We start from the raw sequence: 20,860 nt of genomic DNA on the forward strand, positions 1-20,860 counted from the left end.
CGGATAGAGTAGGAAGGAGGGAGAAATGAAACAGATAATAGCAATAGCAATCCTGGGCTCCCTCATGCTGCTCGGCGGTTGTGCGGACAATCCAACTGATATCCCGGTTCCAGAAAGGTATCAGGGATTTATTGACCTGGGCTGGGAAAGGTACCATGCTGCTGATTTCCAGATGGCCCTTGACTACTTCCTCGATGCCATCGATATCGACCCAGCACTGCCTGAAGCATATTTAGGTGCCGGCTGGGCGGCACTGTATCTGCCCGATGTATGGAGAATCGCTGACGATTACTTCTACATGGCAATGCAGAAACAGACTGGAAGCTTCCCTTTGAGCGAATTCACTGAATCGCAGATTCAGGACACCATGTGGACAAAATTCGATTGTCTGCACCCTGATCTTCCCAACGGTGTGCTGAACCCGATACTCGAGCAAACCGCTGACTCAGGTATTGTATGGGTTGGTGAACAGATTCATGACATAGTTGACGATGTTTCGATGTCCTACCGCTTCACGCCGGTCAATAACGGTGTGATGGCGATATTCGAAGCTGTGAACAGCTATACTACGCTTCATTGTGCAGTAGACAGCATCTCTGGAGGATGGGTATACATTACAGTACCTCTTGCAGTAATGAATCTCGGTGGAGACGACTACTACGTATGGATCAATGCTGATGACCAGGTTAACTACGATTATCGGGTATTCGATACATCCGGTTCTCCGGGAGGACAGCTATTCTACGACGCACTCGCTGGATGCTGCATGCTGCAGGACATCAGGGGCGAATTTGGAGATCCACTCCTGGGTTGCGTATCAGCCTGGGCACTTGATTATTTGACCAGCGATTACACCTTCGGCAGCGGTTTACAGTACGAAGGATATGAAACTGTGTCTAATCTTCAGCTTAAGGGCACGGCCGCTTCGCTGGCCTTCGCCCAGCAATTCTTCAAGTTCGCGTGGTTCACGTGCATAAGTGAGGGACAGGGGACGTCACTTAATCCCGCTGATCCCAACTTTGTTACTGGCCTGATGGCAGTAATAGACACCATGATGAACAGCTAGAGAAGACTGAAAAGTCAGAAGAACCCCCCGGCAATGCCGGGGGGCTTCTTTGTTAGGGGGTCGGACGCCACTTGCGGCTAACCAGAAGGGGTCGGACGTCACTTGCGGCACTTGCATAAAATGGCAAGTGCCGCAAGTGACGTCCGACCCCCTTAAACGCAAGTTACGTCCGACCCCTTTAGGGAGCATCGATACTGAAAATGTCGTAATTCGAGCCACCACTTCTCCTGTTGGAAGAGAAAACAAACCAGCCATGTCCCGGATTCCATGCTGGATAAATATCCTCGTCCGGATCGTCTGTCACCTTTATTATGCTGGATCCGTCAAGGTTGCTTATCCAGATTTCGTAGTTGCCTGATCTGTCAGAAGAAAAAGCGAACCAGTTGTTTTCGGGTCCCCAGCATGGATGAATGTTGTCAAAGGAGTCTTCGATCACAGCATGTGGATCGGAGCCGTCCGGCCTGATAAGCCATATGTCCGAATGACTGCCGTAGGAGAGCTCAAATAGAATCCACTGGCCATCGGGGGAAAAGGAGGGACGAAGACAATCGTGCTGGGGCGCATAGAACTCAGCGGGAGTAAGAAGGCTGTCTTCGTTGTACTCGGTCTTCCAAAGTCCCCAGTGATCGTTTACGTATGAGCATAGAAGCAGGGAATCTTCGTCTGCGGTCCAGGTTGGATGCAGGTGATTCCTGCCGTCATTGATTACAACCAGTAATGCGCCAAGGTTTCCAGGAACGGTTCTTACACTTGAGCTTGAGTCGGTATCATAGGTTGTATACACTATCAGTCCCTGATCGGCGCTCCAGCAACCATTGGGGCCGCATGATTCGTCATTGTTAGAACCAGCAACGACAACGGGCTCGGTAATACCGTCAAAACCCATGATGCAGTTGGATGAGTACGCATACGAGGAAAACAGCAGTACGCTTCCTCCCGGAGACCACGAAAGGGCTGTGTCAGCATATATACTGGATAGATAGAGACAGGCGCCATCGGGCCATTCCTCAATCCCGGTGGGATCATCTCCGCAGGAAATAAGTATTGCTGTCAGTACGGCAAGAACTGCAGTGGTTTTCATTATTGTACTCCAATTGAATGTGCGAAAAAGAATGCAGGTAATTCAGTGACTTTCGTAACTTGGCCCTGCGGTTATACTTGCACCGAGATCCTTAAGTCTGAACACCAGATTCTCGTAACCGCGCTCGATCTGGTGTACGTTTCGGATAATGCTGGTACCTTCCGCGCAAAGGGCTGCTGTGAGAAGAGCCATACCTGCTCTTATATCCGGGCTGCTAACGTCAGTTCCATGAAGCCTGGAGGGTCCTGAAACAACAACGCGGTGAGGATCACACTGTATAATAGCTGCACCCATAGAAACAAGCTTGTCAACGAAAAAAAGCCTGCTTTCAAACATCTTTTCAAAAATAAGTGATGTTCCGCTTGACTGGGTTGCCACCACTACCGCGGTGCTTGTCAGGTCCGGAGAAAACCCCGGCCAGGGCGCATCATAGATTGTGGGGATCGAACCGCCCCTGTCAGGTTGTACTTCCAGCTTCCGTGTGCCATCAATTACGAGGTATTCTCCATCGGTATCGGTTGATACGCCCAGTCTGGAAAATCCGTTCATGGTGGGGTTTATGATATTCGAGGGTACATCTGGTATCCGAACCACTCCTCCGCAGCATGCGGCAAGCCCGATAAAACTGCCTATTTCAATATGGTCCGGTACTATTGTATGTTCTGTTCCATTAAGAAGAGTACTTGACCCGGATATAACGATCCGGTTGGTTCCAATACCTGTTATTCCGGCTCCCATTGAAGTGAGCATATTCGCGAGGTCCTGAACGTTGGGTTCGCAGGCGGCGTTGTAGATTACCGTTTCACCTTCCGCAAGTGTTGCTGCCATTATCGCGTTCTCGGTGGCTGTAACCGAAGGTTCGTCAAGAAAAATGAACTTCCCGGTGAGCCTCTCTGCCGAGAAAGACAGCATCCTGCTGGAAAAGCTGACATCAGCTCCCATCTGTTCAAGTGTGAGGAAATGAGTATCAAGCCTGCGTCTTCCGATGATATCGCCTCCGGGAGGAGGCAGTTTGACGCGGCCTGTTCTTGCAGTCAGGGGTCCGGCAAGAAGAATTGAAGCCCTGATTTCCCTGCAGGTTGCGATGTCGATGTTGTCAGGGTTAATGCTGGAAGCGTTCAAACGCAAGGATCCGCTACTCAGACGGCTGATTGAAACGCCAATACTTTCAAGGAGTGATAACATTGCTCTCACATCGCGAATATCTGGAAGATTGTGCAGCGTAACATCACTGCCCGTCAGAAGGCAGGCAGCCAGAATCGGTAAAGCAGCGTTCTTGCTGCCGCAGGGCTTCAGGACTCCGTATAGTGGTTTTCCCCCCTCAACTATATAGCTGTCAGGGGGAGGATTGCTCATGGTTTTCTCTCTACAGATGTTTTGTCCAGCAGAGTCTGATACAGGTCGGGGTAGTCAGATGGAATCCATTTCTGTCTCATTAGCCACTTTATATAATCCCTGTCCTGAGCTGCGATATCTTCCACCAGTTTCCCTCGGTGCTTTCCAAAGGAAAATATCTTGACTTCGAGGGCAGACTGAGTATACGCAACAAGATCCGCCCAGCTGTCAGGGGTAACAATATCCGTATGAAGTATGTATTCAACAAGAGCCCTGGCCAGTTCAGAGTCGAACATGGCTCTGTGGGCATCGCCTGTGATATCAGTATCCAGATTGAACCTGTACCGGAGGGCCTGCAGAGAATGGGAAGGTATTGCGGGCCATATATGTCTTGACAATCTCAGGGAGTCGAGTTTCATATCTTCCCCTATTTCCCCGAAAATCTCCGGAAGCTGCCTGTTCAATATTGTAAAATCGAAGGGAATATTATGTGCGCAAATGAAATCAGCTTTGCCGACAATTTCCGCGATATCACCGGAGATATCAACGATAGAGGGTTTGTCCGAAAGCATATCGTTGGTTATATGATGAATTGCTGAAGCTTCTGGTGGCACAGGTTCAGGTGGAAGTATCAGTTCCTGCAGTAAGACATCATTATGAGGTTTTCTGATGAAGCCTTCGTACGTACTGAGAAGAAATGCAACTTCACAGATATGAACGCTTTCAGGGTCTACTCCGGTGGTTTCGGTGTCAAGAAACAGAATTCTGAATTCTTCTCCGTTGTCGCCGGTATTTGAAAACAGGTCCGGTTCGTTTTTCATAACCATATTCTAATTGCAGGAAGTGGATTTGAAAACCCGATAAACATGAATACCCTCATATTTTGGCAAATCTGGAATAGTTTATAATATTGTGTAACAATGCGTGTACCCTGTTTTTAGTCTATTCAGTTATAAGGAGGAATCATGAAAGCAATTGCAGTATTATCAGTTGCGTTTGCGGCCCTTTTAGTCGCATGCGGCGCGCAGCCGGACCAGGAGGAGGGTTCTTCAGCATCGTCACTGGATATACTCCCTGAGAATACACTGTTTTCCATGGCAGTGGTCAACCCAGCGGCCGCTATTTCATCTCTTGACGGTTACGCTTCAGGCGTAGCTATCCTTGGCGAGAATGCAATATCAGGATGGATTCTTTCCGCTCTTGATTGTTCGGATATGTCCGAGGTGAAAAGCAAACTGGGCGTTGATATCAATGGAGACCTGGTGTTTTTCATGGAGAGTATGATGCCCCAGAGTATAGGGGCGGCTCTGACTGTTTCGGACCCGGATATATTCTGGGCCAATATCGGAATCACGCCTGAAGCGGGAGAACCGCTGGATGGTTACGAAGTCAGCAAGATAGCCGTTGACTTCGGTAATATCTACTTCTGTTACACGGATGGCCTGCTTCTCGGAGCCGGCAGCAGGGCAGGGCTTCAGAGCATGCTGGCGAGTATTGACGGAAGCCTTCCGCACGGTTTACCGGGAATACCTGACGGCAGCTTCTACATGTATGCGAACATCGCATCGTTCGGTCCGATGATCGCCAGCCAGCTCGCGATGCTGGAGCCCCAGATACTCTCTGAAATGACCAGCGATAATGATATGGACGTTGAGCTTACTCAAAATGTTATGGGTCTGTATTTTGACGCTATCAGTCTTATACTGACTGAAACGAAATCGATGAGCTGCGTTCTATCATTTGAACCGGAATACATCACCGGGTTCTCTTCCGTAGAATTCGTTCCGGGTTCTTCGCTTGACCAGTACATAATTCCTGTTGAAAACCAGGATATGACAAATATGATTCCAGCAGGTAACGTTATGGTCGGAAGGTTGAGCCTTGATCCATTGACCAGTACCGCTGCGATGAACGCTGTCTTCAGCGCGATGAATATCGATAATATTCCACAGAACATGGTTGACTTCTGGGCTCAAACCGCAAAAAATACAGCGATATCAATGACAATTGATGACGAGAATCCGATGCATATCGTGGCTGTTTACGAAATGCCTGAAGGCTCATCACTTCAGGATGTGAAGGATGCCTACGATATACAATTCTCCATGCTTTCTGAGGTAATGGAAATGCCGGGACTGACTCTTTCCGATGTTCAGTACGCTGATTACGAAGGTTATGAGTGGATTACATTCGGTATGAACATGGATATGACAGCTCTACAGCCCGACAGTGTTGTAAACAGTATGCCCCTTACTGAAAGTGTTGCCTGGACCGCCTGGATGACCGTTCAGGATGGTATTCTCTACCTTGAAATGGCTCCCGAACCTTTAACTGTACCACAGCTGCTTGATGGTACTTATCAAGGCGAGACCGCGGGAGAAATGCCTGAGATGCAGAGCTTTTCCAGTTCATCCGAGATGGCGATGCTTCTCAACATTCCGGGGTATGTGAACATGGCAATAGCAATGTCCGGTCTTGAAGTGCCTCCTATCGACTCCGAGCCGGTATGGCTTGAATCGTCCGTCGATTTTGTTGATGGAGGAATGAAACAGAACTTCAGAGTTTCAGGTACAGGAATGACCGCATTCATAGGACAGGTCGTTCAGGTATTCGCGGCAATCTAGAGGGGGTCGGACGTCACTTGCGACACTTGCATAATTCTACAAATAGATTCTCTGCAGTCTCTGAAGAATTTGCATTATTACAATTGCTTTCTTGTTGATACGACTATTCAGATTGGTGAGGGATATATATCCGCTGCAACACTGGTATTTCCAGGTATGGACAAAGAGCTTGAAATACAGTGGGATGATTAAATATCAAGGCTAATCAGATGGATTTCTGTTGTACCTTTCCTGGGCAGAGGATAGTCCTTCCTTTATGTAGAGGAGGACGCAGTCAGCGGCATTGTGCGCCATAACTGAAGCTTCCTCCTCTAGTTTCTCCGGTACTGTATCCAGAACGTAATCGGCAAGGTCCTTTCCTCCGGGCGGAGGCCCGATACCCAGCCTGAGCCTGGGGAACTGCTCGGTACCCAGTGAATCGATGATGCTTTTAAGGCCGTTATGGCCTCCGTCAGAACCGCTGTTCCGAAGACGGAGTCTGCCGAGATCGAGATTGATATCGTCACAGACAACAAGCAGCTCTTCGGCGTTGTAGCCCCTGCTGTCAAGGAATGCCGCGATTGATTTGCCGCTTCTGTTCATGTAGACTGTTGGCTTGATAAGATCAGGGCCATCGGGAATAACGGTTACTTTGAAAAGCCCTGCGTCTATGAAATGGACGCCGGCTTCCCGCGCCAGTATATCGGCTGCCCAGAAGCCGGCGTTATGCCATGTCATGCTGTACTTATCCCCGGGGTTTCCAAGGCAGGCAACAAGACGGGGAACTGACAAGGATTATTCCTTTCCGGATTTAGAAGATTCTTCTTCCGCTTTTCCTTCGGAAGGTTCTTCGCCCTCGACAGCGCCTTCCTCACCTTCAAGAAGCTCTTCTTCCTCTTCTTCAACCTCGACCTTGGCCACACTGGGCGCAACAACGGAAGCGACCACAAGGCTGCTATCCATATCGAGAATCATATCCTCAGGTAATTCGATCTCCGAAAGGTGTATTGTATCACCAATATCCATGTCTTCAACGTTAACGTTAATGGCTGACGGGATATCCTTTGCTCTTACCTTTATAATGATCTCATGAAGAGCATGTTCGAGGACTCCACCCATTTTAACGCCGACGGGGATGTTTTCAAGGTGTAAATGTACCGGGATTGAGACTATCTGATCCGCGGACACCCTCAGAAAATCGATATGGACAGGTTTATCGGAAATTATGTCCCACTGGACATCCTTTACGATAGCCGTAAGCGGAGACTTCCTCCCCATTTTCAGATTGACAATCCCGGTTGAGCTGGAGTAGCCTATTTCGTCCATGAATTCTTTTTCGTTAATGGTGACGTTAAGCTCACCCCCGCCTCTTCCGTAAACCACGGCGGGAACTGAACCGGAATGGCGCAATCTCCTTGCCACTCTTGAACCGAACTCAGTACGTTCGGCGATTTTCAATGACTTTTTCTCAGGCATTACTATATCCTTTCTTCCTCCCGGTTACACCGGGATTATGGCTGGGGCGGGAGGATTCGAACCCCCAATACAGGGACCAAAACCCTGCGTCTTAACCATTTGACGACGCCCCAGCAGTTTCTGCTGACCTGCACAGGGTAAAATCCCCCTGCAGTGTTTCCGAGAAACAACTTGCCCCGCTCTTCGTTCTGAAAAGAGCGTAAAAAGTTGGCCCTGAGCCTGACAAACCCCAGTTACTGCACTGGCTGTCTGTCATAAATTGCGCCAGTTCCGCTATTTCAGGGAAGTGTTTCTCAAGCAGTGGAAGGAAGTCATTCCGCAAATCGTGCGGAAAAGGCTTACCCTCATGCCATACTGCTGACGAGGCTGAATAATGCCTAATCATAGTGCTGTTTGTCAAGGATGTGATCATACTTTCATCCCAGGCTCTGTATGCCCATGGAGTGGATATCCTTACATCCGGGTGAATGAGAACTGCGTAGAAGGGAATAACAGGAATACTTGAAACGATTTCGCCGCGGCCCTCAACTGAAGCCGCCCCGCCCCGTATGAAGAAAGGCACGTCACTTCCCAGCCTGGAGGCGATCTTAAGCAAATTAATATCTTTCCTTCCGGTAAACTGGCGGAGTTCCTTAAGGACAGTTGCGGCATCGCTGCTTCCGCCACCAAGACCAGCGCACGAAGGGATATTCTTCTCCAGGTTGATTTCGATATCAAGCGATTCCTGAGAGTGGCTCAGGAACGCTTCAGCTGCCTTCCATGCAAGGTTTGAAGAATCCGATGGAATGTCATCGGTTGAACATGATAACGATAGTTCGCCGCTTCCAGGTTCTATTGATATACGGATGGTATCACTGAGGGTAATCTCCTGGAAAATACTCCTTATATCGTGGAAGCCGTCAGATCTTTTTCCGAGGATTTCCAACCCGAGGTTGATCTTCGCTCTGGCCTCAAGGGTGACATTCACACCGGGAGTGATTCCGTGCCGGGGTACATAGTTAAAGATAATGCAACAGCGACAACCCAGAGAAGGATATTCAACAGCAATGGTTTGTCAGAAAGAAGAAGTTTGTCAGGACTGCCGCCATGGCCTTTAATATGAATAAGATAAAGATACCTGAATATTCCGTAGGTAACAAAAGGTATGGTAAGCCAGAGTTTGGTGGAAACCAGTTCCATCGTTCTATCACTTACTGTGTATATCGAGTAACCGATAATACTCGCTGCCGTAGCTATACCCATCATTTCATCGAGCAGTGGAATGCTGTATTCTTCAAGGATTTCCCTGTGACCGGCAGCGTTACTGCCGAGAGAAATGACCTCGGAGCGTCGTTTGGCGAAGGCGAGGAATATGGCAAGAAAAAATGTGCATACGATAAGCCAGTGAGATATGGATACATCAGTGTATCCGGCATCCATGGCCAGTGTTACCCCTGCTATAGCCCTGAGGACAAATCCGGTGGCTATGATAAGAACATCGAGGATAACAACATGCTTAAGTCTGAAGGAGTAGCACATTTGCATAACAAAATATACGCTGAGAACCAGAGCGTAAGTCGGTGCAAGCAGCCAGGAGACTACAAGTACACCTGTGGCCAGAAAAAAAGCAGTAAACGCTGCTGTTGGCACGGGAAGTGCCCCTGAGGCAATCGGGCGATTCTTCTTTTCCGGATGATGCCTGTCACGTTTTCGGTCGGCTATATCGTTCGTCAGATATACTGAGCTTGACAGCAGACAGAATCCAAGAGCCCCCAGAGCGGTTATACCAACAGCTTCCGGACTGTTCCAGTGATTCGCGAATAGTATCCCGGCAAAGACGAAGAGGTTTTTTGTCCAGGATCTTATTCTAAGACTGATCAGAATAGCCATAAACTTATTCATAACCGGTATAATAATCCATGGGATGGCTATGAAACAGTTATACATATAGTCTGACAGCTGATCACTGCGGTGCTTTTCGGGAAATTACTTCTTCCCTTCAACCGCAAATTCTGTATATTCCACCTGTCATTGAGGTATAATCTTATCGTTGCTGTTTTGTATTGGATTGCTGTACATTCCGGCCCATGCCAGATACATGAATTCTCAGTAACCGGCTCATCCGGAGTTGAAAGGCTGTTATGCGAACGGTTCTGATTCTCCTGATTTCATTACTGTCTATACTTGCAGCACAGGATTTCACCGTCCTGGAATTCGGTAATTCCCAGCACGGCAGAATAGAGACCCTGCTGGAACAGCCTCTCAAGATAAGAGTGCTTGACTCCCGGAGCAACCCGGTCAGCGGAATCCGCGTTGAGTTTGAAACGAATTCCGATGGCGGTACTCTTGCTTATCCCTTTGAAGGCGAAGATCCTCTGATACTGGAAGGCGATACGGTATCGGGAGCCTTTTCGACCGTATTGATTCTGACGGACTCCGATGGATACGCTGCTATTTCGCTCAGGCTGGGCGATAAAACCTGCAATAACAAGGTTAAGGCTCGTGTGTTACTTCCCGACGGGTCAGAGGAGAGAATTCATTTCTCAGCGCTGGCAGTAGATCTAAAGAGTATTATCTTCCAGATTCTTGGTGGTCTGGCTATCTTCCTGCTTGGTATGAAGATGATGTCCGAATCACTTCAGACCGTTGCCGGCAACAAAATGCGGAGTGTACTGAAAAAGGTAACCAGCAACAGGGTACTGGGACTGATGGCCGGTGCTCTCATGACCGCAGTTATACAAAGTTCCAGTGCTACTTCAGTGATAGCGGTGAGTTTCGTCAATTCCGGCCTGATGGTTCTAAGGCAAGCTGTCGGTGTAATAATCGGCGCCAATATAGGTACTACAATCACCGGACAGCTGATAGCGTTCAAACTAACGCATTACGCTCTTCCAATTGTCGCAGTCGGTTTCTCCATGTTTGCCTTTGCTAAAACACGCCGCGTTCAGTTCTGGGGCAAAGCTATAGTAGGCCTGGGTCTTATCTTTCTTGGTATGACACTCATGAAGGATGTTCTTGGCCCCCTTAAGACCAGTATGGCAGTAAAGAACTTCTTCATGAATTTCAGCACGAATCCGCTGCTCGCGGTTTTTGCCGGAACACTTGTCACATCAATTATACAGAGTTCAAGCGCCACCGTAGGATTAACCATGACGCTTGCCGGGACAGGGCTGATAAGCCTGCAGGGAGCTTTCTACCTTGTGCTGGGAGATAACATCGGTACTACAATAACCGCCCAGCTTTCGGCAATAGGCGGCAGCAGAGCGGCAAAACAGACAGCGATGGCACATACTCTTTTTAATGTTATAGGCACCATATATATGGGGTTGCTCATATCCAACAACAACGGGTTTGTGCTCAACTTCGTAAGATCAACATCTGGTAATACCCTCAGGCAGGTAGCCAATGCTCATAGTATGTTCAATCTCTTCAACGCTTTTCTCTTTCTTCCCTTCGTTCCGCTTCTTGCAAAACTGTGTCGTTTCATTATTCCGGAGAGAGAAGAGGATAATGGAAATGAGGTTGAACTGATACTTGATGACAATCTTCTGGATTCTCCTGCCCTTGCAATTGATAACCTCGAACGTGAAATGGTTAAAATGGCCACCTACTCGGAAGCCACTGTAAAGGGTGCTATATCCTGCTTTTTCAAGGGTTATCCAAAACCGGGCAGGATAATGTCCATGGAAGACAGAGTTGATGAAATGCAGCGGGATCTTACCATATATGCCTCAAAACTCTTTCAGCGGACTCTTGATCAGGACCAATCCCTGAAACTGCCAGTCATAATCCATACGATTAATGACCTCGAAAGAGTTTCCGATCATGCTGTCAATATCGTTGAGACCAGAAACAGGATATCAGGAAACCTTAATCTTGATTCGGGGGAATTGGCTAGGGTTTCTGTCGAGGCATGCTCAATAGTCAGTAAGATGCTGGAGTCTACAAGACTGTCCCTCGAATCTCACGACAGAGAAGCCTCTCTGACGGTTCTTGCTCTTGAGTCAAAACTCAACATGCTCGAGGACGAATCGCGAAGATATTACACTGACTACCTTACAAGCAGCGGCCAGGACGGATTGAAGAAGCTCGCGTTACTTGATTTTACAGATTACTGTGAACGTATCGGCGATCACCTAACAAACATAGCCCAATCCCTTGTTGGCGGTGGCGTCTGGCACGGAACCGATGATATGTATTGACAATAGTGCAGTATCTGTGAGTTGACAATTGCTTTAAGCGTTGAGAGATTTATCAAGTTGTATCCGGTCAAAGGTTGACCGGAAATTTTTGCAGATGGGAGAGGCCGAACCGCTTTGCGGTTCGCTGTTGCTTTCCCGCAAGCACTCATCCTCTTGCGGAAAGGACGACAGATGAAAAAGATCAGAACCTTGATACTTGGCGCCGCAGGGCGCGACTTTCACAATTTCAATGTTGTTTACAAAGACAATTCGGACTACGAAGTAGTAGCGTTTACCGCGACTCAGATACCGGATATTGATGATAGAAAATATCCTTCCGAACTTGCAGGCGAGCTCTACCCCGATGGTATACCTATACTTGCAGAAGATAAGCTTGAAGGTATTATAAACGAGAAGGATATTGAACTTTGCGTTATGTCTTACAGTGACCTGTCGGACAATACTGTCATGGAACTTTGCTCAAGGGTAAATACAGCAGGTGCTGATTTTGTCATGCTTGGGGCAGAAAGAACCATGATTAAAAGTTCGAAGCCTGTTATTGCAGTTTGCGCAGTCCGTACAGGATGCGGAAAAAGCCAGACAACCAGACGTGTGGTTGAAATCCTTCAGGCAGCCGGTAAAAAGGTTGTCGCAATAAGACATCCGATGCCATACGGTGATCTTGTCGCACAGAAAGTTCAGAGATTTGCTGATATAGAGGATCTCAAAAAGCATAACTGTACAATTGAAGAGATGGAAGAATACGAACCTCACATTAAGATGGGTAATGTAATCTATGCCGGGGTCGATTATGAAGCTATACTCCGCGAGGCGGAAAAAGAAGCTGACATAATACTCTGGGATGGAGGTAACAACGATACATCTTTCTACAAACCGGATCTCACAATTACTGTTGTAGACCCACACAGGCCCGGACACGAACTATCCTACTATCCCGGACAGACCAATCTCAGGCTTGCTGATGCTGTTGTCATCAACAAGATAGACAGTGCTTATCCGGAAGATGTCGACGAGGTTCGGGAGAACATCAGGTCGGTGAACCCTGGCGCGTTGATCATCGACGCGGCAAGTCCTGTAACCGTGGACAACCCATCCATTATTACCGGAGCCAACGTTCTTGTGGTGGAAGACGGCCCGACACTTACCCACGGTGACATGGAATACGGCGCGGGATTCGTCGCAGCTGAAAAATTCGGCGCAGCCGACTACGTTGATCCAAGACCCTTCGCGGTTGGTACAATCATCGATACATATGAGAAGTACTACGCTGACAGAGAGGAAGCTTACATTCTTCCTGCCATGGGTTACGGAGAGGATCAGATGAAGGATCTTCAGCAGACTATAAACGCTGCGGATTGCGATGTTGTAGTAATCGCAACCCCGATTGATCTTTCGCGGATAATCAAGATCAACAAACCAGTAGTAAAAGTTGGATACGACCTCCAGGAGATCGGTAAACCTGATCTTCCTGAGGTTCTGAGTTCATTTATAGAATAGCTGGAACGGAAAAATGTTTCATCATGCAGAAGGCAGGATCAAAATCCTGCCTTTCTGCGCAATCAAATGCTTACCTGTGCGATAAATAAGGGAGGTACAGGTTCAATGACAAAAAAATTCTCACCTGCCGAGAAAACCTCCGCCGGGAAGAAGAACGGCGGTAAGGTAGAGGAGAAGAAGAAAGCATCGAAAGCAAAACCTCGAACAGAACCCGATTCTTTCGTGCATGTTTTCCCGGAATGGTGCAAAGGTTGCGCGATATGCGTTGAGTTCTGCCCCACCGGTGTTCTGGAGATGAAGAACCAGAAAGCTGTTGTCGCTCATCCGGAGAAATGCGTCAGATGCTATCTCTGCGCGAGAAGATGTCCTGATTTCGCCATAGGAATCGAGGACAAAAGAGGACGCGTAAACGGCTCGCAGGATAAACTGCAGCGTTTACCGGAAGCAAAGGGAGAAGGTGATTCCAGGTGATTGTGCCTTGGGGTGAAACAAGACTTGTTCAGGGAAATGAAGCTATTGCTCTGGGGGCAGTTGCAGCGGGTATCGACTTATTTGCCGGATACCCCATAACTCCATCCACAGAAGTTGCGGAGCTGCTTGCGGAGTATTTGCCTCTGCTTGATAAGAAGTGGATTCAGATGGAGGATGAAATAGCCAGCATCAGCGCTCTGATAGGAGCGAGGCTTGCAGGTTCGAAATCAATGACGGCAACCAGCGGCCCCGGCTTCAGCCTTATGCAGGAAGGGCTTGGATACGCATGCATGACTGAAGTTCCACTTGTACTTGTTAACGTCATGCGGGGAGGACCTTCCACCGGATTACCCACGCAGGTTGCTCAGGGAGATGTGATGCAGGCAAGGTGGGGTACCCACGGTGATCATCCCGTGATAGCACTTGCGCCTTGCAATGTCAGGGAATGTTTCGAGTTGACAGTAAGAGCTTTCAATCTGTCGGAGATATTCAGAACTCCCGTTATTCTCCTTCCCGATGAGGTCATCGGCCATATGAGGGAAAGGATCGTATTTCCTAATGAGGAAGATGTCCATGTTGTTCCGATAGCTGCTCCCGACGTTCCCGTTGAATGGTACGAGCACTACCATGAATCGGCATCGAACGTGTCCCCAATGGCCAGTTTCGGAAGTGGCTACAGATATCATGTAACGGGTTTGACACATGATGTACATGGTTTCCCCACACGAAAAGAGAACGAAGTAATCGCGAAAATGAACAGGCTCAAGCACAAGATAACAAGAAGACTTGATGAACTTGAAGATGTTCAGATGCACGATGTAGAGGACAGTTCGGTAGTAATATTCGCCTACGGTTCCGTTTACAGGTCCGCACTCGCGGCACAGGCAATTCTGAAGAAAAAAAGGAAGAAGGTCGGTATCTTCCGTCCCGTGACACTCTGGCCATTTCCAGATAGAACAGTAAAGGAAAACCTGGATTCCAAAGACGTTATCCTTGTACCCGAACTGAATCAGGGCCAGATGATACACGAAGTTGAAAGAATGACCAGCGATTCTGTCAGAGTGGTTCCACTTCAGCGGATCGACGGATATGAGATAACACCTGAAGAAATCGTCGATGCCGTTATGGAGGTGATCTGATGGCTGCTATAATTCCCTACGAATACAAGTATCTCAGGGCTAAGAAACGGTTTCCTCATGTATGGTGTCCCGGCTGCGGGATAGGCATAGTTATGGGTTCCATAGTGAGGGCAGTTGATGCCATGGGCTGGGAAAAGGATGACATTGTAATGGTTTCCGGTATCGGGTGTACATCCAGAATGCCTGTATATGTTGATTTCAATACACTTCATGCTACCCACGGTCGAGGTCTTGTATTCGGAACAGGCGTGAAGATGGCCAACCCGGATCTGAACGTCATGGCGGTTATGGGAGACGGCGATTCTTTAGCGATTGGTGGAAATCACATCATTCATGCCGCGAGGCGTAATATTGATATAACCGCTATTATTGTTAACAATAACAATTACGGTATGACCGGCGGTCAATTCTCTCCGACAACTCCCCCCGGAGCAAAAACATCAACTACTCCTTACGGGATGATCGAGCCCGGTTTTGATGTATGCAGACTCATGGATGGAGCGGGAGCATCGTTTGTCGCTCGGGGTACCGTCTACCACGTTACCGAGCTTGATAACATGATACAGAAGGCTTTCAGGAAGAGAGGGTTCAGTGTTGTTGAAGTTCTTGCTCCGTGCCCTACTAATTATGGCAGAGCGAACCGCCAGGGAGGCCCTGTTGAGATGATGAAGCTTCTAAGGGACAACACTATTAACAGAAGCCAGTTGAAAGCCATGAAACCGGGGCAGTCAAAGGACAAAGTTGTTCGGGGCATCTTTGTTGACAGGGATTGTATCTCATACGGTGACCGGTATAAAGCACTCTGCGAAAAGGCTAAGAGGGTAGCGGAGGCTGGAAAATGAAGAAGTATTACGAGATAAGACTGTCCGGAGCAGGAGGGCAGGGTCTTGGTCTTGCCGGAAGAGTATTTTCTGAGGCTGCCATACGATCGGATTACGATGTATGCCAGACTCAGAGCTACGGACCGGAAGCCAGGGGTGGAGCGAGCAGAACGGATATCATTATTTCGAAAAAGGAAATTCTATATCCGAACTGCAGGAATCTTGATATTCTTCTGGCAATGAACCAGGAAAGCGCTGATAAATTCTCCCGAGATGTTGTTGATGAAGGTATAATTCTGGTTGATACAACTTATGTTAACCAGATACCAGAGGGCAATGTTTATGAATATTGCCTGACCAGAAAAAGTATAGAGGAGTTCAAAACTCCCATGGCGGCGAATATAATTGCCGTTGGTATGCTGGCTTCGCTGGCAAGGCTTTTCAGCCTTGAAATCTGGGTTGAAGCGTTAAAGGAAAGGGTTCCGGCAAGGTTCATCAAAATGAACCTGAAAGCTTTCGAACTGGGACATAAGGAAGGCCGTGAAGTTCTTCATGTGAAGGAAGGAAGGGTTCCTGTTGCCTTCGACAGGAAGCAGCCGGTACCTGATTGTCTGAAGAACGACTCCTGATATCTTAGCTGAAATGAAAACCTGTGGCATTCATTCGAATGCCACAGGTTCAGTGATTCATAACTTCTCTACGTGATCGATAAATTCATTTACGACGAAGGCTCTGATAGTGTTACTGTCCGGATCGCAGGGTGTCATGAAGAATCCCATCTTGTCGGGATTGTAGCCCATTCCAACACCTACGAATCTTTCGCCATCTACAAAATGAATTCGAAGCTTGGCGCCGAAAACCCTCTGGGATTCATCAAAATCGGAGACTTCACGGTAATCTGGGTCCCCGTCGAACTCCTTTACGAAAAAAACCGCCTTAAGTTTATTGACATTAATAACCTCTGTTTGCTTTTCGCTTCTGGCGGTCAGGTGGAACATTGCCCTGTTAGGAGTGAAGTCACTGGTAAAACCCTTAAGAATTTTTCCGTCAGCGTAATGAGCAACAATCCTGTTCATCTGATACTCCTTAATCATTATAGAGTAACCGGTTCCACTAACAAATAAACAGTCAGACCGTACCTGTCAATGAGTAACAATCCGTTCAGATATCCAGGGCTTTGCTCCAGCTGGCTTCCATCTGTCTGTCCATAAAAAGAACCTGATGTATTGACGGTACTTCCAATAAGAGCTTACCCATGTCCCAGTTACTGCCCGGTAACCTTACGCAAACACCAGCGTTCCATAATTCTCTGTTCAATTCATCGGGAGAATTTACATCAAGCACCACCGTGCAGGTGGCAGCAGCCGCTGTTATCCAGTCGGCAGAGAAGCCATCGGCTTCATCGATCAGAATAGAAACCCTCAAATTTCCCTGTCGCCCAAGGATTCTGCCGGTTCTGCCCGAGTAGTCCACAGGGTTATCCAGATTTCTAACCCTATCAACCAGATTCAGGGGGAATTCCTTTTTCGGGCTTAGAACAACGTCGAGAACGCAGAAAGGATCTGCCTTCAGCCTTGTTCGAACGAATTTTAACAGAAGGTTCCTTTCCGCCCAGAGGTCTTGCGATGCTATCCTGATGGTTCCATGCCTGAAGGAGGGCATACGTCTCCGAAGGTCGGGATTCATGTCAAGATCTATCAGCTCCGTTCCAGGCCAGCCTTCGAACAGAAGGGGTCTTGCGGCAAGGTCCAGGTCGTAACCGACTATATCCGCAATTTCCTCTCTTGCTTCAGCGAACCCCTCCATACTTTCATCGCTGAACCTGTAATAAGGCGGTCTGGACATGTATTGATTCATGAATTCCTGCCTCATCGAAGTTCCCGGCAGCATGGAGAGGTAAAACACCTGTACGTGCTGATGCAGATCCCGATCCTTTATCATGAGCGCAGTTCTTATTGCGTCTGAAGGGCTGTCTCCCGGAAGCCCAAGAATAATGTCAATAACCGGAGTTACCCCCGCATTTTTCAGGTTGAGGGCTCCATCAAGTACCTTGAGGGGATTTCCCGGCCGCCCTGATCGGATAAGAGTGTCTCTGTTAACCGATTGAAGTCCGATCTCAACGTTTCTGAAGCCGGCATCCGCAATAAGAGATGCTGTCGATGTTGAAATGAGGTCGCCCCGCATTTCGCCAAAAAAGTTCGAATCAAGTTTGTTCATGCTTTTCAGGAGTTCAACAAGATCACCGCGGCTGTTGAATGTAGGATCAAGGAAAACTATTTCCCCCGCTCCGGCCTTTATAAGGCTTCCGAGCAGTTCCGAAGTGCTCTCCGCGTCAAGAATCCTGGGCGACGGGTGATTCCTTCTGTACGAACAGTATTTGCACCCTCCAGCGCACCCCCTGATAGTTTCAACGTATACCGAAGCTCCTCCTGCGGGGTCCAGGTAACCTGTGAGCCAGGGGTTCGGATAAGTTCCGGGAAGAAAACTCATTCTGCCGGCTTCCAGGAATCTCCCATTTTTCCGGATGATTTTTCTTGTGGAGTCCGCGTTCAGGATTTCAGTCGCGAATGGCTCGCCCTCGCCCGAAACCATGAGGTCGAAAGCATCAGAGGAAACAAGCCATTCGTTATCAATTGTTACTTCCGGACCCCCTGCGACAGTGATTATCCCGGGCAGTCTGTTTTTCAGGATTTTCGCGAGCCAGAAGCTTCTCTCAGCGTTCCACATATATAAGGTGAATGCTACAAGTTCCGGTGATCTATCCACTATCAAATCGGCAAGAGAACGGTCTCCTGCCATGTCAATCGTGTTCTGATCAATTACAATTTCTGAAGGGAGGCATGCCGCGGCAGCAAGGGAAGCTCCGGCCATGGGTACGTTTCCGGTTGCCTCAAGCGGTGCTGAGGGATTCAGGGGAAGCTGGACCATCAGGGGGTCGTTCAGGTCATGCAATCCAGTTGCTGCTCACCGATGTAAGATTCGCCAGAACCCACACGATGTTCAAAATCCATGCTGCAAGCACCAGAGACACCGCTGCTGGATGATGGAGTCTTAGTCTATTTCTGAAGAGAGATGTTGTGGTGAACAGAAGAAACACAAGTGTGATATGCAGTATCGCGGCTCCCGCTGGATATTCGCATTTGACGATAAGAAATGCCAGTATAAGCAGGGAAACAAGGGCAGTATTGGCGGCTATTCTGGTCAGCCTTCTTATCCAGTATTCCGAATAGGCCAGCGAGGGCAGGAAATAGTAGAATCCGCTTCCTTCCCTGGCGAAAAGACGCAGGTAATAGGTTGCTGTAAAGGGGATTGTAATTGAAAGTAGAAAAAGCAGGACAAATGATACAAGTGAAACAACCCAGTCAGTGTCATGAGCTGCGTACTGCAGGTCAGGCGCCGGAGTTATCCCTGTGAAGATAAGGAGAATCAGAAGAAAAACCTGAAGTGTTACTGTAAAACCCAGAACTGCCCACTGATTTATTACCTTCCGGTTCAGTATCCGTACTACCTGGATAAGTAGAAGCAGTCCTGCCAGCTGGCCGGCTGCTGTGTATAAAACCCTGATTCCTGAAAGGGCAGCGATAACTGCGAAAAGAAGGCAGAATACAAGAAGCTGTACCGTTCTGATCCAGGAAAGGAGCCTGGTGAATCTGCCAATTCCTTTTTTTTCAACCTGTTCGACTGATTCGCATGCAAGGTCAACATCCATGAACGATGACCCTCTGTTCAGCCGGTGAAAGATCTCCTCCAGAACAAACAGTGCGAAAAGGATAATTAATACTGTCATTCAGTTCCCTCCGGGCTACGAACTGTCTTGAGAACCAGGCCTCCCGATACGAAAAGTACCAGCAGCGACAGTATGGACAACCTTGAACTTCCCGTAATATCGTTTATCAAAGCAAACATCAATGGTCCTAATATACTTGCGAACCTCTGAGAAATGGAAAAGAAACCGAAATACTCGGCATTCATTCCGGCAGGTATCATCCTTGAATAGAATCCACGGCTGACAGCCTGAAGCCCGCCCATAAAAAGACCCACCATACCTGCAAGTATCCAGAAATCGATGGCTTTCTTCATCCAGAACGCATAGAAGATTATAACAATGTAACCTGAGATACCTGCATAGATCATCTTCTTTGAACCGAACCTTTTCGCCAGCCAGCCATATAGCAGGCTTCCGGGAACTCCTACTGCCTGGGTGAGCAGCAGAGCGCCTATAAGATCGCCGGAATCAAGTCCGAGTTCGGTTTTGCCATAAACAGTGGCCATCATAATGACAGTCTGAACACCATCGTTATACAGCAGGAATGCCAGGAGAAATCTTAAGATATTCTTTCTTGTCCTGATGTGGCGGAATGTTGAAACCAGTGATGAGAATCCTCTGTGAATGGAACCTGCAAGTGTTCTTTCACTGCCGGATATGCCCTCAGGTACTTTTATGAAGAGGGGTATGGAGAAAAGGCTCCACCAGACGGCAACAGAAAGGAATACATACTTCAGGGCAGTTGTAGTTTCGGCAAATCCGAAAAGGGATGGTTTTCGTATCATCAGAAGGTTTACCGCAAGGAGAATTCCGCCACCGAGGTATCCGAAGGCGTAACCTCTGGATGAGATAAGCTCCCTTCTTCCGGGTACTACTGCTGAAACGAGAAGTGAATTGTAAAACACGTTGGCTCCCGCGAACCCGATCTGTCCCACAACAAGAAGCCCGAGAACCGGCCAGATATCTCCCGGTCCGGTAAATGAGAGAAGGGCAGCCGCAATCACGCCTGTTCCAGTCATAACCCCCAGGAACTGCTTCCTTCTTCCACCTGCGTCCGCCGCTGCGCCAAGGACAGGGCCCATCAGAGCAACCACGAATGCAGCGGCAGCCATGGCATACCCCCAGAGTGACATGGCGTTGCTTGAAATACTCATTCCCAGAAGAGACCAGTTTACAGTACTGCCAGCGCAGACCGTTTCTGCGAAATAAACAGGCAGTACCGCCGCTACAATGGTTGTAACGAAAGCCGAATTGCCCCAGTCGTAGAGGCACCAAGCATTCTCGCGAGAGAGCCTGAGAAAGTTTTTCAGAATTTCCCCTTTCACCGCACGAACATAAACCGTTTTATCTTTCAGTGAAAGAGATTGACTGCAGGTGGTTGCCTTGCTCAGCATGGAGTATTTTACTGAACCTGATAAAACTGT

19 protein-coding genes and 1 tRNA gene are annotated in these 20,860 nt (G+C 48.3%); 8 read left to right on the top strand and 12 right to left on the bottom strand.

Annotated elements, in window-relative coordinates; genetic code table 11:
* Positions 1-25: 25 nt before the first annotated feature.
* Positions 26-1,066, top strand: coding sequence for a hypothetical protein (locus K8S15_01885; GenBank protein MCD4774783.1), 1,041 nt, complete (start codon positions 26-28; stop codon positions 1,064-1,066).
* Between the two features lie 178 nt (positions 1,067-1,244).
* Here the strand turns inward: K8S15_01885 and K8S15_01890 are convergent, their stop codons facing one another.
* Genes K8S15_01890 through K8S15_01900 form a run of 3 tightly spaced genes read right to left on the bottom strand, consistent with a single transcriptional unit; the run spans position 1,245 to position 4,303 of the window.
* Positions 1,245-2,147: a hypothetical protein gene (locus K8S15_01890; protein MCD4774784.1), complete on the bottom strand. Its 903-nt coding sequence runs from the start codon at positions 2,145-2,147 to the stop codon at positions 1,245-1,247.
* A 42-nt stretch (positions 2,148-2,189) separates the two neighbouring features.
* A complete protein-coding gene (gene murA, locus K8S15_01895) occupies positions 2,190-3,503 on the bottom strand; it encodes a UDP-N-acetylglucosamine 1-carboxyvinyltransferase (protein MCD4774785.1) in 1,314 nt (437 codons plus the stop codon).
* The gene (locus K8S15_01900; protein ID MCD4774786.1) at positions 3,500-4,303 is read right to left on the bottom strand and encodes a hypothetical protein; all 804 of its coding nucleotides are present in this window, start codon (positions 4,301-4,303) and stop codon (positions 3,500-3,502) included. Before K8S15_01900 ends, murA begins: the two co-directional genes overlap by 4 nt.
* A 144-nt stretch (positions 4,304-4,447) precedes the next feature.
* On the opposite strand from K8S15_01900, the gene K8S15_01905 reads away from it, so the two are divergent.
* A complete protein-coding gene (locus K8S15_01905; GenBank protein MCD4774787.1) occupies positions 4,448-6,106 on the top strand; it encodes a hypothetical protein in 1,659 nt (552 codons plus the stop codon).
* Positions 6,107-6,307: 201 nt separating this feature from the next.
* Here K8S15_01905 and pth read toward each other — a convergent pair whose 3' ends face one another.
* The 5 genes from pth to K8S15_01930 form a co-directional block, all read right to left on the bottom strand.
* The gene (gene pth / locus K8S15_01910; GenBank protein MCD4774788.1) at positions 6,308-6,877 is read right to left on the bottom strand and encodes an aminoacyl-tRNA hydrolase; all 570 of its coding nucleotides are present in this window, start codon (positions 6,875-6,877) and stop codon (positions 6,308-6,310) included.
* A 3-nt stretch (positions 6,878-6,880) separates the two neighbouring features.
* On the bottom strand, positions 6,881-7,561 hold the full coding sequence (locus tag K8S15_01915; GenBank protein MCD4774789.1) for a 50S ribosomal protein L25: 681 nt from the start codon (positions 7,559-7,561) through the stop codon (positions 6,881-6,883).
* 38 nt (positions 7,562-7,599) lie between these two features.
* A tRNA-Gln gene (locus K8S15_01920) sits at positions 7,600-7,674 on the bottom strand.
* On the bottom strand, positions 7,653-8,528 hold the full coding sequence (gene ispE, locus K8S15_01925) for a 4-(cytidine 5'-diphospho)-2-C-methyl-D-erythritol kinase (protein MCD4774790.1): 876 nt from the start codon (positions 8,526-8,528) through the stop codon (positions 7,653-7,655). The genes K8S15_01920 and ispE overlap by 22 nt, the downstream gene beginning before the upstream one ends.
* Positions 8,525-9,430, bottom strand: a complete 906-nt coding sequence (locus K8S15_01930; GenBank protein MCD4774791.1) for a decaprenyl-phosphate phosphoribosyltransferase — start codon at positions 9,428-9,430, stop codon at positions 8,525-8,527. Before K8S15_01930 ends, ispE begins: the two co-directional genes overlap by 4 nt.
* Positions 9,431-9,681: 251 nt before the next feature.
* On the opposite strand from K8S15_01930, the gene K8S15_01935 reads away from it, so the two are divergent.
* The 6 genes from K8S15_01935 (at position 9,682) to K8S15_01960 (ending at position 16,299) form a co-directional block, all read left to right on the top strand.
* Positions 9,682-11,742 carry a Na/Pi cotransporter family protein gene (locus K8S15_01935; GenBank protein MCD4774792.1) on the top strand — a complete coding sequence of 687 codons (2,061 nt, stop codon included), beginning with the start codon at positions 9,682-9,684 and terminating at the stop codon, positions 11,740-11,742.
* 171 nt (positions 11,743-11,913) lie between these two features.
* Positions 11,914-13,239: a cyclic 2,3-diphosphoglycerate synthase gene (locus K8S15_01940; protein ID MCD4774793.1), complete on the top strand. Its 1,326-nt coding sequence runs from the start codon at positions 11,914-11,916 to the stop codon at positions 13,237-13,239.
* Positions 13,240-13,344: 105 nt separating this feature from the next.
* On the top strand, positions 13,345-13,710 hold the full coding sequence (locus tag K8S15_01945) for a 4Fe-4S binding protein (GenBank protein ID MCD4774794.1): 366 nt from the start codon (positions 13,345-13,347) through the stop codon (positions 13,708-13,710).
* Positions 13,707-14,849 (top strand): 2-oxoacid:acceptor oxidoreductase subunit alpha, encoded by a 1,143-nt coding sequence (locus tag K8S15_01950; GenBank protein MCD4774795.1) that lies wholly within the window; start codon positions 13,707-13,709, stop codon positions 14,847-14,849. The genes K8S15_01945 and K8S15_01950 overlap by 4 nt, the downstream gene beginning before the upstream one ends.
* A complete protein-coding gene (locus K8S15_01955; protein ID MCD4774796.1) occupies positions 14,849-15,691 on the top strand; it encodes a 2-oxoacid:ferredoxin oxidoreductase subunit beta in 843 nt (280 codons plus the stop codon). The genes K8S15_01950 and K8S15_01955 overlap by 1 nt, the downstream gene beginning before the upstream one ends.
* Positions 15,688-16,299 carry a 2-oxoacid:acceptor oxidoreductase family protein gene (locus tag K8S15_01960; protein MCD4774797.1) on the top strand — a complete coding sequence of 204 codons (612 nt, stop codon included), beginning with the start codon at positions 15,688-15,690 and terminating at the stop codon, positions 16,297-16,299. Before K8S15_01955 ends, K8S15_01960 begins: the two co-directional genes overlap by 4 nt.
* 57 nt (positions 16,300-16,356) lie before the next feature.
* Here K8S15_01960 and K8S15_01965 read toward each other — a convergent pair whose 3' ends face one another.
* The 4 genes from K8S15_01965 to K8S15_01980 all read right to left on the bottom strand — a co-directional run bounded on the left by K8S15_01965 (position 16,357) and on the right by K8S15_01980 (position 20,830).
* Positions 16,357-16,746, bottom strand: a complete 390-nt coding sequence (locus tag K8S15_01965; protein ID MCD4774798.1) for a hypothetical protein — start codon at positions 16,744-16,746, stop codon at positions 16,357-16,359.
* Between the two features lie 85 nt (positions 16,747-16,831).
* The gene (locus tag K8S15_01970; protein MCD4774799.1) at positions 16,832-18,622 is read right to left on the bottom strand and encodes a radical SAM protein; all 1,791 of its coding nucleotides are present in this window, start codon (positions 18,620-18,622) and stop codon (positions 16,832-16,834) included.
* Positions 18,615-19,457, bottom strand: a complete 843-nt coding sequence (locus K8S15_01975) for a hypothetical protein (GenBank protein MCD4774800.1) — start codon at positions 19,455-19,457, stop codon at positions 18,615-18,617. The genes K8S15_01970 and K8S15_01975 overlap by 8 nt, the downstream gene beginning before the upstream one ends.
* Complete coding sequence (locus tag K8S15_01980) at positions 19,454-20,830, bottom strand: MFS transporter (protein MCD4774801.1); 1,377 nt, start codon at positions 20,828-20,830, stop codon at positions 19,454-19,456. The genes K8S15_01975 and K8S15_01980 overlap by 4 nt, the downstream gene beginning before the upstream one ends.
* Positions 20,831-20,860: the final 30 nt, after the last annotated feature.

It is taken from the genome of Candidatus Aegiribacteria sp. (assembly GCA_021108005.1).
Taxonomy (GTDB): Bacteria; Fermentibacterota; Fermentibacteria; order Fermentibacterales; family JCC-6; genus Aegiribacteria.

Excerpts from the sequence above, each read along its gene's own strand:
- murA (MCD4774785.1), bottom strand. The coding sequence starts at position 3,503 with ATGAGCAATCCTCCCCCTGACAGCTATATAGTTGAGGGGGGAAAACCA.
- K8S15_01975 (MCD4774800.1), bottom strand. The coding sequence starts at position 19,457 with ATGACAGTATTAATTATCCTTTTCGCACTGTTTGTTCTGGAGGAGATC.
- K8S15_01935 (MCD4774792.1), top strand. The coding sequence starts at position 9,682 with ATGCGAACGGTTCTGATTCTCCTGATTTCATTACTGTCTATACTTGCA.
- K8S15_01905 (MCD4774787.1), top strand. The coding sequence starts at position 4,448 with ATGAAAGCAATTGCAGTATTATCAGTTGCGTTTGCGGCCCTTTTAGTC.
- K8S15_01960 (MCD4774797.1), top strand. The coding sequence starts at position 15,688 with ATGAAGAAGTATTACGAGATAAGACTGTCCGGAGCAGGAGGGCAGGGT.
- K8S15_01900 (MCD4774786.1), bottom strand. The coding sequence starts at position 4,303 with ATGAAAAACGAACCGGACCTGTTTTCAAATACCGGCGACAACGGAGAA.
- K8S15_01940 (MCD4774793.1), top strand. The coding sequence starts at position 11,914 with ATGAAAAAGATCAGAACCTTGATACTTGGCGCCGCAGGGCGCGACTTT.
- K8S15_01885 (MCD4774783.1), top strand. The coding sequence starts at position 26 with ATGAAACAGATAATAGCAATAGCAATCCTGGGCTCCCTCATGCTGCTC.
- K8S15_01945 (MCD4774794.1), top strand. The coding sequence starts at position 13,345 with ATGACAAAAAAATTCTCACCTGCCGAGAAAACCTCCGCCGGGAAGAAG.
- K8S15_01930 (MCD4774791.1), bottom strand. The coding sequence starts at position 9,430 with ATGGCTATTCTGATCAGTCTTAGAATAAGATCCTGGACAAAAAACCTC.
- K8S15_01955 (MCD4774796.1), top strand. The coding sequence starts at position 14,849 with ATGGCTGCTATAATTCCCTACGAATACAAGTATCTCAGGGCTAAGAAA.
- K8S15_01965 (MCD4774798.1), bottom strand. The coding sequence starts at position 16,746 with ATGAACAGGATTGTTGCTCATTACGCTGACGGAAAAATTCTTAAGGGT.
- K8S15_01915 (MCD4774789.1), bottom strand. The coding sequence starts at position 7,561 with ATGCCTGAGAAAAAGTCATTGAAAATCGCCGAACGTACTGAGTTCGGT.
- K8S15_01980 (MCD4774801.1), bottom strand. The coding sequence starts at position 20,830 with ATGCTGAGCAAGGCAACCACCTGCAGTCAATCTCTTTCACTGAAAGAT.
- K8S15_01890 (MCD4774784.1), bottom strand. The coding sequence starts at position 2,147 with ATGAAAACCACTGCAGTTCTTGCCGTACTGACAGCAATACTTATTTCC.